The organism is Ramlibacter montanisoli (assembly GCF_013087525.1).
GTDB classification, from domain to species: Bacteria; Pseudomonadota; Gammaproteobacteria; order Burkholderiales; family Burkholderiaceae_C; genus Ramlibacter; species Ramlibacter montanisoli.
This window is the reverse complement of record NZ_JABFCS010000001.1, coordinates 1,226,469-1,239,644: the sequence shown is the minus strand read 5'-3', so window position 1 is coordinate 1,239,644 and position 13,176 is coordinate 1,226,469. Positions and strand designations below refer to the sequence as shown.

Genomic DNA, 13,176 nt, shown 5'->3' with positions numbered 1-13,176 from the left:
GTGGGGGCGCTCGCGCTCGTGTTCTCCTGCGCAGCCTTTGCGGACATCGTCCCCTACACCGTGCAAGGCGACGGCATCCCCCAACCCCTGGCCGGCGCGCGCGGCGACCCGCAGCGCGGCCGCGCCATCGTCGCCAGCCGCCAGCAGGGCCTGTGCCTGCTGTGCCACGCGGCACCGGTGCCCGAGGAGCGCTTCCAGGGCGACCTGGCGCCCAACCTGGCGGGTGTCGGCGCGCGCTACAGCGAAGCGCAGCTGCGGCTGCGGGTGGTGGATCCGCGGCGGGTGAATCCGTCCAGCTTCATGCCCGCCTTCCACAGCAGGGGCAACCCCTCGCGCATCGGCGCGCAATGGGCGGGAAAGCCCATCCTCGACGCCCAGCAGGTCGAGGACGTCGTCGCATGGCTGGCGACACTGCGGTAGGCTGGATGCCATGACGACCCGACCGTCCTCCCGCCGGCGCCTGCTCCTGCAGGCTGGTGCCGGCCTGGCGGCGCAGGTGCTGGTGCGTCCCGCCTCCGCACAGGACGCGGCCGCCATGGCCGCCGCAGTGTCGCAGTTCGCCGGCGGCCAGCCCGTACGCCGGGGGCGCGTGAAGCTCGAGATCGCGACCCTGGTGGACAACGGCAACGTGGTGCCGCTGCGGGTGACGGTGGACAGCCCGATGAGCGCCGCCGACCACGTGAGCGAGATCGCGATCTACAACGAGAAGAACCCGCAGAAGGACGTGGGCCGCTTCACCCTCGGCCCACGCGCGGGCAAGGCCGAGGTCTCGACACGCATCCGCCTGGCCACCAGCCAGAAGCTCACCGCGCTGGCGCGCCTGAGCGACGGCAGCGTCTGGTCGGACACCGTCGACGTGGTCGTGGTGCTGGCCGCCTGCATCGAAGGGGAAAGCTGATGGCGCGCACCCTGATCCAGGCGCCGGCCAGCGCGCGCAAGGGGGAAGTGGTGGAACTGCGGGTGACCATCGCCCACCCGATGGAGACCGGCTACCGGCCTGGCGCCGACGGCCGCGTGCTGCCGCGCGACATCATCCGGCGCTTCAGCTGCCGCTACAACGGCGAGGTGGTGTTCAGCGCCGATCTGTTCCCCGCGATCGCGGCCAATCCCTACCTGTCCTTCCACCTGCTGGCCGGCGACAGCGGCACGCTGGAGTTCGAATGGCAGGGCGACAACGGCTTCGCGCAGGTCGAGCGGCGCACCCTGCAGGTCACGTGATGCGCCTGCCGCGGCGTGGCGCCGCGACCGCTGTCCTGCTGTTCCTGCTGCCGGCGTTTGCCGCGGGACCCGATCCGCGCCGCTCCGGCTTCGAGGACATGGGGCCGTCGACGCAGGCCATGCAGCGCGACGACAGCATGAATCCGGCGATGCTGTGGGTGCAGGAAGGCGAGCAGCTGTGGCGGCGGGCGCCCTCTTCCTCCGCGAAGTCCTGCGCCGGCTGCCACGGCGAACCGTCCGCGATGCGCGGGGTCGCCGCGCGCTATCCGGCCTGGGACGAGGCGCTGCGGCGTCCGGTGAACCTGTCCACCCGCATCAATGCCTGCCGCGAGCGGCACCAGGGGCAGCGCGCGCTGCCTGCCGAACACGCCGACCTGCTGGCACTGGAGGGCTTCGTGGGACTGCAGTCGCGCGGGCTGCCGATCAGCGTGCCGGACGATGCGCGCCTGAGGCCGCACCTCGCACGGGGCGAGGCGCTGTACCGTCAACGCATCGGCCAGCTGGAGCTCTCGTGCGCGCAATGCCACGACGAGCGCGCCGGCGGCAGGCTAGCCTCCGCGCTGATCCCGCAAGGCCACGCGACCGGCTACCCGATCTACCGGCTGGAATGGCAGGCGATGGGGTCGCTGGGCCGGCGCTTGCGCGGCTGCATGACCGGCGTGCGCGCGGAGCCGTTCGCGCATGGAAGCGTGGAGATGACGGAGCTGGAGCTGTACCTGGCGGCGCGGGCAGCGGGGATGAAGCTGGAGACGCCCGCCGTGCGTCCCTGAATCACTTCTTCTGCGGCGGGACGTCCGTGCAGGTGCCGTGCGCGATCTCCGCGGCCATGCCGATGCTTTCGCCCAGCGTGGGGTGCGGATGGATCGTCTTGCCGATGTCGACTTCGTCGGCGCCCATCTCGATGGCCAGCGCGATCTCGCCGATCATGTCGCCGGCGTGCGTGCCGACGATGCCGCCGCCGACGATGCGGTGCGTTTCCGCATCGAACAGCAGCTTGGTGAAGCCCTCGTCGCGCGTGTTGGCGATGGCCCGGCCGGACGCCGTCCACGGGAAGTGGCCCTTCTTGATGGCGACACCCTGCTTCTTCGCCTCGTCCTCCGTCAAGCCCACCCACGCGACCTCGGGGTCGGTGTAGGCGACGCTGGGGATCACCCGCGCATTGAAGGTGCTCTTCTCGCCCGCCGCCGCTTCGGCCGCGACGTGCGCCTCGTGCACCGCCTTGTGCGCCAGCATGGGCTGGCCCACGATGTCGCCGATGGCGAAGATGTGGGGCACGTTGGTGCGCATCTGGATGTCGACCGGGATGAAGCCGCGGTCGGTGACGTTCACGCCTGCCCTCTCCGCGCCGATCTTCTTGCCGTTCGGGCTGCGGCCCACGGCCTGCAGCACCAGGTCGTAGACCTGCGGTTCCTTGGGCGCCTGCTCGCCTTCGAAGCGCACCAGGATGCCGTCCCTGGTCGCCTCGGCGCCCACGGTCTTCGTCTTCAGCATGATGTTGTCGAAGCGCGGCGTGTTCATCTTCTGCCACACGCGCACCAGGTCGCGGTCCGCGCCCTGCATCAGGCCATCGAGCATTTCCACCACGTCCAGGCGCGCACCCAGCGTCGAATACACCGTGCCCATCTCCAGGCCGATGATGCCGCCGCCGAGGATCAGCATGCGCTTGGGTGCGGTCGCCAGTTCCAGCGCGCCGGTGGAGTCCACCACGCGCGGATCCTTGGGCATGAAGGGCAATTGCACGGCCTGCGAGCCGGCGGCGATGATCGCGTTGCGGAAGCGGATCACCTGTTTCTTGCCGGTGGTTTCCGAGCCGGTGCCGGTGGTTTCCTGCACTTCCAGGTGGTTCGCGTCGAGGAAGCTGCCGATGCCGCGCACGATGGTGACCTTGCGCATCTTCGCCATGGCATTCAAGCCGCCGGTGAGCTTGCCCACCACCTTGTCCTTGTGCGCCTTGAGCTTGGCGCGGTCCACCGTCGGCTTGCCGAAGGAGATGCCGAGCGTGTCCATGTGGCTCACCTCGTCCATCACGGCGGCCACGTGCAGCAGCGCCTTCGAGGGGATGCAGCCCACGTTCAGGCAGACGCCGCCAAGGGTGGCGTAGCGCTCGACGATCACTGTCTTCATGCCCAGGTCGGCGGCCCGGAAGGCCGCGGAGTAGCCGCCCGGGCCGGAGCCGAGGACCAGCATCTCGCATTCGAGGTCGACGCCGCCGGAGTAGGAGCCGGGGGAGCGGGACTTGTCTTGCTCCCTCCCCCTCCGGGGAGGGTTGGGGTGGGGGCGGCGGCGAAGCCGCTGCGGTGCTGGCACCCGGCGCCCCCACCCTGCCCTCCCCCGGAGGGGGAGGGGAAGAAGAAGAAGCCGCAGCGCCCGTGGTCTCCACCACCGCCAGCACCGACCCCTCCGCCACCTTGTCCCCGACCTTCACCCTCACTTCCTTCACGACCCCCGCGTGCGACGACGGGATCTCCATCGACGCCTTGTCGCTCTCCACCGTCACCAGGGATTGCTCGGCCTTGATCGTGTCGCCGGCCTTCACCAGCACCTCGATCACGGACACGCTCTCGAAGTCCCCGATGTCGGGGACCTTCACTTCCGTCTGCGCCATTTACTTGGCCTCTTTCGCGTCTTTGGTCTTGACAGTGAAGATGTCGCAGGGCAGCTCGGAGTTGCGATCGAACTCGCAACCGGCGGCGATGCCCGCTTCCGCGACTTCACGCGCGGTCTTGGCCTTGGCGTAGGCCGCGTGCATCGCGCCCAGCGCGAAGCTGCGGCCCGAGCCGATGCCCCAGAACTCCTTGAACTCGAAGACCTCGCGGTAGCTGTAGAGGCCGTAGATGCCGCTCGCGTTGGCGATCACCACGCTGAACTGGCTGGACTCGTAGGGGTCGCTGTCCTCTTCCTTCGTCTGCAGGAAGAAGTTGTCCTTGAGGTAGGGATGCAGCTTGGTGAAGGTGTCGAACACCTCGTCCTTGCTGCCCAGCCTGAGGATCTCGCGCGGCATCGAGCCCATCGCCTTGCGCAGCACCGGGAAGTGCGCCACCGTGCCGGCCATGCCGATGTAGCTGGGCCCGTCGTCGGTCTCGACCTTGAAGATCTTGGTGTTGTCCTCGAAACGGTGCGCGAGGCGGGTGTCGCCGAAGGTGACCAGGGTGTCGGCCGCGATCGCGATCTGTCCGGCTTTCTTCACCACCACTACAGTTGTCATCGATTCTTTTTGTTAGAGGAGCACGCGACGGAAGTCCGCCAGGATCTGTCCCAGGTAGGCGTTGAAGCGCGCTGCCGACGCTCCATCGATGACCCGGTGATCCCATGAGAGCGACAGCGGCAGCATCAGCCGTGGCTGGAACTGCTTGCCATCCCAGACCGGCTCGGTCTGGCTTTTGCAGACGCCTAGGATAGCGACTTCCGGCGCATTGATGATCGGGGTGAAGTACCGGCCACCGATCCCGCCGAGCGAAGAAATGGTGAAAGTGGCGCCCGACATCTCGGCAGGGCTCAGCTTGCCCTCGCGCGCCTTCTTCGCCAGCTCTGCCGTTTCCTGCGCGATCTGCACCACGCCCTTCTTGTCCGCGTCCTTGATCACCGGGACCATCAGGCCGTTCGGCGTGTCCGCCGCGAATCCGATGTGGTAGTAGCTCTTGAGCACCAGCTCCTCGCCGTCGAGCGAGCTGTTGAAGTCGGGGAATTTCTTCAGCGCGGCCACGCAGGCCTTCATCAGGAAGCCGAGCATGGTCAGCTTGATGCCGGCCTTCTCGTTTTCCTTGTTCATCTGCACGCGGAAGGCTTCCAGCTCGGTGATGTCCGCGTCGTCGTGGTTGGTGACGTGCGGGATCATCACCCAGTTGCGGTGCAGGTTCGCGGCGCTGATCTTCTTGATGCGCGGCCGCTCCTTGCGCTCGACGGGACCGAACTTCGCGAAGTCGACCTTCGGCCAGGGGATCAGGCCCAGGGCCTCGCCGCCACCAGCACCCGCGGGCGCCTTGGCCGCCGCGGCCTTGGTGCGCGCATCGCCGGACATCACCGACTTGGTGAAGGTCTGGACGTCTTCCTGCGTGATGCGGCCCTTGGGCCCGGTGCCCCTGACTTCCTCCAGCGGCACGCCGAGCTCGCGCGCGAACTTGCGCACCGAGGGCGAGGCATGCGGCAGGCTGCCGTTGGGGCTGGCCGGTTCGTGCGGCGGCAGGGCGGCGGTGGGCGGCGTGCGGTCACCCGTTGCCTGTGGCGCAACGGGTGCTTCGGCGCGCGCCGGGGCTGCTGCCCCCTCTCCCCTCTGGGGAGAGGGCTGGGGTGAGGGGCTCGCGGCACCACCACCCATGCCCGTCACCATCGCGACCAGGTCACCGATGTTGACCTTGTCGCCGACCTTGACCTTCAGTTCCTTGAGCACGCCGGCGGCCGAGGACGGGATCTCCATCGAGGCCTTGTCCGATTCGACGGTGATCAGCGACTGCTCGACCTTGATGGCATCGCCGGGCTTGACCAGCACCTCGATGACGGCGACGTCCTTGAAGTCGCCGATGTCGGGGACGCGGACTTCGATCGGGCCACCCTCACCCCGGCCCTCTCCCGCCGGGGCGGGAGAGGGAGAGGATGCAGGCGCGGGGGCAGCTGCTCCCTCTCCCCTCTGGGGAGAGGGCTGGGGTGAGGGGCTGCCGGACGCAGCACCAGCCGCCTCCACCAACGCAATCACGCTCCCTTCCTTCACCTTGTCGCCGATCTTCACCTTGAGTTCCTTCACCACGCCCGCGTGGCTGGCAGGAATCTCCATCGAAGCCTTGTCGGATTCGACGGTGACGAGGGACTGTTCCGCCTTGATCGTGTCGCCGGGCTTCACCAGCAGTTCGATGACGGCGACTTCCGAGAAGTCCCCGATGTCGGGGACCTTCACTTCGACCAGAGCCATGTTTCTTGTTCTCCGCGGCCCGACCGGGGCCTTCTCTTTCTTGGGGACCGATTGTCAGGCCGTCAGGCGTACAGCGGGTTGATCTTGTCGGCCTTGATGCCGTACTTGTGGATGGCTTCGGCCACCTTCGCGACCGGCACGGTGCCTTCCTCGGACAGCGCCTTGAGCGCTGCCACCACCACGTAATGGCGGTTCACCTCGAAGTGCTCGCGCAGCTTGCTGCGGAAGTCGCTGCGGCCGAAGCCGTCGGTGCCCAGCACCTTGTACGCCCGGCCCTTGGGAATGAAGGCGCGGATCTGGTCGACGTACTGCTTGATGTAGTCGGTGGATGCCACGACGGGGCCGGCGTGCTTTTCCAGCTGCTGCGCGACGAAGGGCACGCGCGGCGTGGCCGTGGGGTGCAGCAGGTTCCAGCGTTCGCAATCGAGGCCGTCGCGGGCCAGCTCGTTGAAGCTCGGGCAGCTCCACACGTCGGCCTGCACGCCCCAGTCCTTGGCCAGCAGCTCCTGCGCGGCCAGCGATTCGCGCAGGATGGTGCCGCTGCCCATCAGCTGCACGCGCAGCTTGCCGGCGCCGCCCGGCTTGCACAGGTACATGCCCTTGACGATCTGCTCCTCGGTGCCGGGCTGCAGGCCGGGCATGGGGTAGTTCTCGTTGAGCAGCGTGATGTAGTAGAAGACGTTCTCCTGCTTCTCCACCATGCGCTTCAGGCCGTCCTGCATGATCACCGCCACTTCGTGCGCGAAGGTCGGGTCGTAGCTCACGCAGTTGGGAATGGTCTGCGCGATGATGTGGCTGTGCCCGTCCTCGTGCTGCAGGCCCTCGCCGTTGAGCGTCGTGCGGCCCGAGGTCCCGCCCAGCAGGAAGCCGCGCGCCTGCATGTCGCCGGCAGCCCAGCACAGGTCGCCCACGCGCTGCAACCCGAACATCGAGTAGTAGATGAAGAACGGGATCATCACGCGGTTGCTGGTGCTGTAGCTGGTCGCCGCCGCGATCCAGCTGGCCATGCCACCCGCCTCGTTGATGCCTTCCTGCAGGATCTGGCCCTTCTGGTCTTCCTTGTAGTAGGAGACCTGGTCGCGGTCCTGCGGCGTGTACTTCTGCCCTTCGACGTTGTAGATGCCGATCTGGCGGAACAGGCCTTCCATGCCGAAGGTGCGGGCCTCGTCCACCAGGATCGGCACCACGCGCTCTCCGAGCTCCTTGTCGCGCAGCAGCGCGGTCAGGAAGCGCACGTAGGCCTGCGTGGTGGAGATCTCGCGGCCTTCGGCCGTCGGGTCGGTCACGGCCTTGAAGGCGTCGAGTCCCGGCACCTTCAGCTGCTCGTCGGCCTTGGCGCGGCGCTTGGGCAGGTAGCCGCCCAGCGCCTTGCGGCGCGCGTGCAGGTACTGCATCTCCGGGGTGTGCTCTTCCGGCTTGTAGAAGGGGATGTCGGCCAGCTTCTCGTCCGGGATCGGGATGTTGAAGCGGTCGCGGAAGGTGCGGATGTCGTCGTCACCCAGCTTCTTGGCCTGGTGGGCGATGTTCTTGCCCTCGCCGGCCTTGCCCATGCCGAAGCCCTTGACGGTCTTGATCAGGAGCACCGTCGGCTGGCCCTTGGTGTTCACGGCGCGGTGGAAGGCCGCATAGACCTTCTGCGGGTCGTGGCCGCCGCGGTTGAGGCGCCAGATGTCCTCGTCGCTCATCTTGGCGACCATCTCCAACGCCTTCGGGTTGCGGCCGAAGAAGTTCTTGCGCACGAAGGCGCCGTCGTTGGCCTTCATCGCCTGGTAGTCGCCGTCCAGCGTCTGCATCATGATCTGGCGCAGCGCGCCATCCTTGTCGCGCGCCAGCAGCGGGTCCCAGTAGCTGCCCCACACCAGCTTGATCACGTTCCAGCCGGCGCCGCGGAATTCGCCTTCCAGCTCCTGGATGATCTTGCCGTTGCCGCGCACCGGGCCGTCCAGGCGCTGCAGATTGCAGTTGACGACGAACACCAGGTTGTCCAGCTTCTCGCGCGCGGCCACGCCGATGGCGCCCAGCGATTCCACTTCGTCCATCTCGCCGTCGCCCAGGAAGGCCCAGACCTTGCGGTTCTCGGTGTTGGCGATGCCGCGCGCATGCAGGTACTTCAGGAAGCGCGCCTGGTAGATCGCCATCAGCGGGCCCAGGCCCATGGACACCGTGGGGAACTGCCAGAAGTCGGGCATCAGCTTCGGGTGCGGATAGCTGGACAGGCCCTTGCCGTCCACTTCCTGGCGGAAGTTCAGCAGCTGTTCTTCCGTGATGCGGCCTTCCAGGAAGGCGCGGGCGTAGATGCCGGGCGCGCTGTGGCCCTGGATGTAGAGGCAGTCGCCGCCGTGGTTCTCGCTCTCGGCGTGCCAGAAGTGGTTGAAGCCCGCGCCCAGCATGGTCGCCAGCGAGGCGAAGGAGCTGATGTGGCCGCCGAGGTCGCCGCCGTCCTCGGGGTGCAGGCGGTTGGCCTTGACCACCATGGCCATCGCGTTCCAGCGCATGAAGGCGCGCAGGCGCTCCTCGATCTCGAGGTTGCCCGGGCAGCGCTCCTCGTCCTGCGGCTCGATCGTGTTCACGTAACCGGTGGTGGCGGAGAACGGCAGGTCGATGCCCTGCTGCCGCGCCTCCTCGAGCAGCTGCTCGATCAGGAAATGCCCGCGGTCGCGGCCCTCGGTGGCGATGACGGCCGCCAGGGCCTCCACCCATTCCCGCGTCTCCTGCGCGTCTGCGTCGTTGGCGGCCGAGCCGAACAGGTGGTCGGGCTGTGCGGACATTTGTTGTCTCCTGGTAGCGTGCGAGTGAATTTAGTACGGGCTGCCCGTGCGAGGCGGGGAGTGTCTCATAAACATTCGCAGATTTCAAATGGTGCTTACTGGTTTCATAATGCGAACTGCTGTGCACGGCACCTTGGCCCAGAACGTTGCTCACACGAGGTCGCGCCGCACCGGCGCGCGCCTAAACTACCCGACTCATGCATGAATCCCCCGCTTCGGAGCTCCCCCCGAAGGCCCGATCCCGGACTGGTGGCGGCACTGGTGGCGCCGCCAGACGCCCACGCGCCAGGACCGCTACGCGATGCTCGCGCCGCTGGCGGCCGTGCTGCTGTTCCTCGCCGCCATCGTGTCCGCCTTCTGGTACCTGCGGCTGGAGGAGATGGACCGCGAGCAGGAAGCGGTGCGCCGCGACGTCGAATATGCGCAGCAGCGCATGCGCCTGCGCCTGCTGGAGCGGCAGGAACAGCTGATGCGCATTGCGCGCGACATCTCCAACAAGGAGGTGGACGCCGAGGAGTTCGTGGGGCGCGCCGAATCGATGATCGCGCAGTACCCCGAACTGCTGATGCTCACGTGGATCGACGAGCGTCGGCGCGTCACCGCCAGCTACGCGGCCCCGAGCATCGCCGTGCCGCAGGTGCGCATCAAGGGCGAGGTGCTGCGCCCCGGCGAGACCGAGACCATGTACAGCCTGGCGCGCGACCTGCAGCAGCCGGTGTACTCGCAGCCGGTCGCCGGGCCCGACAGCTCGGGCCTGCTGCAGCTGCACGTGCCGCTGGCGGAACAAGGCAAGTTCGGCGGCATCATCCTGGGCGAGTACTCCATCGACGGCCTGCTGCGCTACGGCGTGCCGGCGGAGGTCTCGGCGAAATACGCGGTGGCCCTGCTCGATGGCAAGGCGCGCGTGCTGGCCGGCACCTCGGTGCCGCCGCGCAATCCCGCCACGCAGTTCCTGCCCTGGGCGGCCCAGCCGAACGAATACGAAGTGCCGGTCTCGCCCGTGGGCAACGGCCTGATCATCCGCGCGCAGGCCTATCGCACCGGCCTGGGCGTGATCGGCAGCGGCCTGTTCTGGCTGGTGGGCGCGCTCTCGGCGATGACCGCCTGGATGCTGATCGCCAACTGGCGCCACACGCGCCGGCGCATGCAGGCGCAGCAGGCGCTGATGGCCGAGACCAACTTCCGCCGCGCCATGGAGAACTCCATGCTCACCGGCATGCGGGCGCTGGACATGCACGGCCGCATCACCTACGTGAACGCCGCCTTCTGCCAGATGACGGGCTGGAGCGAAGCGGAACTGGTGGGCCGCACGCCGCCCTTCCCCTACTGGCCGGAAGAAGACCGCGAGCTGCTGGCCGCGCGCCTGGACGACGAGCTCAAGGGCCGCACCATCCAGGGCGGCTTCCAGGTGCGCGTCAAGCGCAAGGACGGCAGCCTGTTCGACGCGCGCCTGTACGTGTCCCCGCTGGTGGATGCCAAGGGCCACCAGACCGGCTGGATGACGTCGATGACCGACATCACCGAGCCCACGCGCATCCGCGAGCAGCTGCAGGCCTCGCACGAGCGTTTCACCACCGTGCTGGAAGCGCTGGACGCCTCGGTGTCGGTGGCGCCCCTGGGCAGCGAGGAACTGCTGTTCGCCAACAAGCTGTACCGCCTGTGGTTCGGCGGCCGTGCCGGCGGCCACCTCGGGATGGTGGCGCAGGCGGGCATGACGGAAGCACCGCGGACGAACGACGAACACCTCGACGAAGTCGATTCCTTCGTCGGCCTGCCGACCGATCCGCTGACGACCGGCACCTCCGAGAACGCCGAGATCTTCGTGCCCGAACTGGGCAAGTGGCTGGAAGTGCGTTCGCGCTACCTGAACTGGGTGGACGGGCGCCTGGCGCAGATGGTGATCGCCACCGACATCACCTCGCGCCGCAACGCGGAGGAACAGGCCGCCGCCCAGGCCGAACGCGCGCAGTCCGCCAGCCGCCTGATCACCATGGGCGAGATGGCTTCCAGCGTGGCGCACGAACTGAACCAGCCGCTGACGGCGATCAGCAACTACTGCAACGGCCTCATGTCGCGCATCCGCGGCAGGCAGATCAGCGACGACGACGTGCTGGCGGCCCTGGACAAGACGGCCCGCCAGGCCCAGCGCGCCGGCCAGATCATCCAGCGCATCCGCACCTTCGTGAAGCGCAGCGAGCCGAACCGCACGCCCTCCGACGTGAGCGTGATGGTCAGCGAGGCGCTGGAACTGGCCGACATCGAGCTGCGCCGGCGCAACGTGCGCATGTCGCACTATGTCGCCGCGCGCCTGCCGCAGCTGATGGTGGACCCGATCCTGATCGAGCAGGTGCTGGTGAACCTCTTGCGCAACGCCGCCGAGGCCATCGAATCGGCCGCCCGCCCGCCGGGCCGGCGCAGCGTGGAACTGCGCGTGGTGCCCAAGGCGGTGGACGAACAGCCGGTGGTGGAGTTCTCGGTGCTCGATTCGGGCCAGGGCCTGGCGCCGGAAGTGATGGACCGTCTTTACGAAGCCTTCTTCTCCACCAAGGCCGAAGGCATGGGCATCGGCCTGAACCTGTGCCGCTCAATCGTGGAGTCGCACCACGGCCGGATGCAGGCCGAGAACATCTACAATGGCAGTGAAGTCTCCGGTTGCCGGTTTTCCTTCTGGATACCGGTGTCCGGTGCTACAAGTCCGATAGTGGGCAAGGACGCCGGGGTGACAACAGCATGAGTTTGATTCCCAAGAAGGGTACCGTCTACGTCGTCGACGACGATGAAGCGGTGCGCGATTCCCTCCAGTGGCTGCTCGAGGGCAAGGACTACCGTGTCCGCTGCTTCGACTCCGCCGAATCCTTCCTCGCGCGCTACGACCCGCGCGAGGTCGCCTGCCTGATCGTGGACATCCGCATGGGCGGCATGACGGGCCTGGAGCTGCAGGACCGGCTGGTGGAGCGCAAGTCGCCGCTGCCCGTGGTCTTCATCACCGGCCACGGCGACGTGCCCATGGCGGTGAACACCATGAAGAAGGGCGCGATGGACTTCATCCAGAAGCCCTTCAAGGAAGACGAGCTGGTGAGCCTGGTGGAGCGCATGCTCGAACGCGCCAAGGACACCTTCGCCGAATTCCAGAGCGCCGCCAGCCGCGACGCCCTGCTGTCCAAGCTGACCTCGCGCGAGGCCCAGGTGCTGGAACGCATCGTGGCCGGGCGCCTGAACAAGCAGATCGCCGACGACCTGGGCATCAGCATCAAGACCGTGGAGGCGCACCGCGCCAACATCATGGAAAAGCTGAACGCCAACACGGTGGCCGACCTGCTGAAGATCGCGCTGGGGCAACAGCCTCCGAAAGCCTGAACCCCATCCCTCCCGCATCGACGCGCCCGCCCGGGCGCGTTTTTCCTCCCTCGCTCCCATGACCGCATCCCTCATCGACGGCAACGCCCTTGCCAAGCGCGTGCGCGCCGAAGTCGCCGGCCGCACCGAAGCCCTCCGTGCCCGTGGCATCCAGCCCCACCTGGCCGTGATCCTGGTCGGCGAGGACCCCGCCAGCCAGGTGTACGTGAAGCACAAGGTCGCCGACAGCGAGCAGACCGGCCTGAAGGCCACGCTGGAGCGCTATCCCGCCGCGATGCAGGAGGGCGAGCTGCTCGCCCGCATCCGCGCCCTGAACGAGGACAAGGGCGTGCACGGCATCCTGGTGCAGCTGCCCTTGCCGAAGCACATGGACACCCACAAGGTGATCGAGACCATCTCGCCGGCCAAGGACGTCGACGGCTTCCACGTCGCCAGCGCCGGCGCGCTGATGGTGGGCCAGCCCGGGTTCTGGCCCTGCACGCCCTACGGCTGCCTGAAGATGCTCGACTCCATCGGCTACGACCTCAAGGGCAAGCACGCCGTGGTGATCGGCCGCAGCAACATCGTCGGCAAGCCCATGGCCCTGATGCTGCTGGGACGCGACGCCACCGTGACGATCTGCCACAGCCGCACGATGGACCTGAAGGCCATGACGCTGCAGGCCGACGTGGTGGTGGCCGCCGTCGGCCGGCGCAACGTGCTGACGCGCGACATGGTCAAGCCCGGCGCGGTGGTCATCGACGTGGGCATGAACCGCAACGACGAAGGCAAGCTCTGCGGCGACGTGGACTTCGAGGGCGTGAAGGAAGTCGCGGGCTGGATCACCCCGGTGCCCGGCGGCGTCGGCCCCATGACCCGCGCCATGCTGCTGGTCAACACCATCGAAGCGGCCGAACGCACGTCGGCCTGATCGCGCCGATAGGGAATGCC

10 protein-coding genes and 1 pseudogene are annotated in these 13,176 nt (G+C 67.8%); 7 read left to right on the top strand and 4 right to left on the bottom strand.

Annotated features, from left to right (window positions below; genetic code table 11):
• Genes soxX through soxA form a run of 4 tightly spaced genes read left to right on the top strand, consistent with a single transcriptional unit; the run spans position 1 to position 1,988 of the window.
• On the top strand, positions 1 to 420 hold the full coding sequence (gene soxX, locus HK415_RS06370; protein WP_309246598.1) for a sulfur oxidation c-type cytochrome SoxX: 420 nt from the start codon (positions 1 to 3) through the stop codon (positions 418 to 420).
• A 10-nt stretch (positions 421 to 430) separates the two neighbouring features.
• Positions 431 to 898 (top strand): SoxY-related AACIE arm protein, encoded by a 468-nt coding sequence (locus HK415_RS06365; RefSeq protein ID WP_171557446.1) that lies wholly within the window; start codon positions 431 to 433, stop codon positions 896 to 898.
• On the top strand, positions 898 to 1,218 hold the full coding sequence (gene soxZ / locus HK415_RS06360) for a thiosulfate oxidation carrier complex protein SoxZ (RefSeq protein WP_171557444.1): 321 nt from the start codon (positions 898 to 900) through the stop codon (positions 1,216 to 1,218). Before HK415_RS06365 ends, soxZ begins: the two co-directional genes overlap by 1 nt.
• Complete coding sequence (gene soxA / locus HK415_RS06355) at positions 1,218 to 1,988, top strand: sulfur oxidation c-type cytochrome SoxA (RefSeq protein WP_171563205.1); 771 nt, start codon at positions 1,218 to 1,220, stop codon at positions 1,986 to 1,988. Before soxZ ends, soxA begins: the two co-directional genes overlap by 1 nt.
• A 1-nt stretch (position 1,989) precedes the next feature.
• On the opposite strand, the pseudogene lpdA reads toward soxA, so the two are convergent.
• From lpdA to aceE, 4 genes and pseudogenes are all read right to left on the bottom strand, one after another.
• A pseudogene (gene lpdA / locus HK415_RS06350) lies at positions 1,990 to 3,823 on the bottom strand (dihydrolipoyl dehydrogenase).
• Positions 3,824 to 4,423 (bottom strand): Ntn hydrolase family protein, encoded by a 600-nt coding sequence (locus tag HK415_RS06345; RefSeq protein WP_171557441.1) that lies wholly within the window; start codon positions 4,421 to 4,423, stop codon positions 3,824 to 3,826.
• Positions 4,424 to 4,435: 12 nt separating this feature from the next.
• Positions 4,436 to 6,121: a dihydrolipoyllysine-residue acetyltransferase gene (gene aceF, locus HK415_RS06340; protein ID WP_171557439.1), complete on the bottom strand. Its 1,686-nt coding sequence runs from the start codon at positions 6,119 to 6,121 to the stop codon at positions 4,436 to 4,438.
• Between the two features lie 62 nt (positions 6,122 to 6,183).
• A complete protein-coding gene (gene aceE / locus HK415_RS06335; RefSeq protein WP_171557436.1) occupies positions 6,184 to 8,889 on the bottom strand; it encodes a pyruvate dehydrogenase (acetyl-transferring), homodimeric type in 2,706 nt (901 codons plus the stop codon).
• A 205-nt stretch (positions 8,890 to 9,094) separates the two neighbouring features.
• Here aceE and HK415_RS06330 point away from each other — a divergent pair, with 205 nt between their 5' ends.
• The 3 genes from HK415_RS06330 to HK415_RS06320 are packed head-to-tail and all read left to right on the top strand — an operon-like array spanning position 9,095 to position 13,156.
• The gene (locus tag HK415_RS06330; protein WP_309246809.1) at positions 9,095 to 11,623 is read left to right on the top strand and encodes a PAS domain-containing sensor histidine kinase; all 2,529 of its coding nucleotides are present in this window, start codon (positions 9,095 to 9,097) and stop codon (positions 11,621 to 11,623) included.
• Positions 11,620 to 12,246, top strand: a complete 627-nt coding sequence (locus tag HK415_RS06325) for a response regulator transcription factor (protein ID WP_171557431.1) — start codon at positions 11,620 to 11,622, stop codon at positions 12,244 to 12,246. Before HK415_RS06330 ends, HK415_RS06325 begins: the two co-directional genes overlap by 4 nt.
• Before the next feature lie 58 nt (positions 12,247 to 12,304).
• Complete coding sequence (locus HK415_RS06320) at positions 12,305 to 13,156, top strand: bifunctional methylenetetrahydrofolate dehydrogenase/methenyltetrahydrofolate cyclohydrolase (RefSeq protein ID WP_171557429.1); 852 nt, start codon at positions 12,305 to 12,307, stop codon at positions 13,154 to 13,156.
• Positions 13,157 to 13,176: the final 20 nt, after the last annotated feature.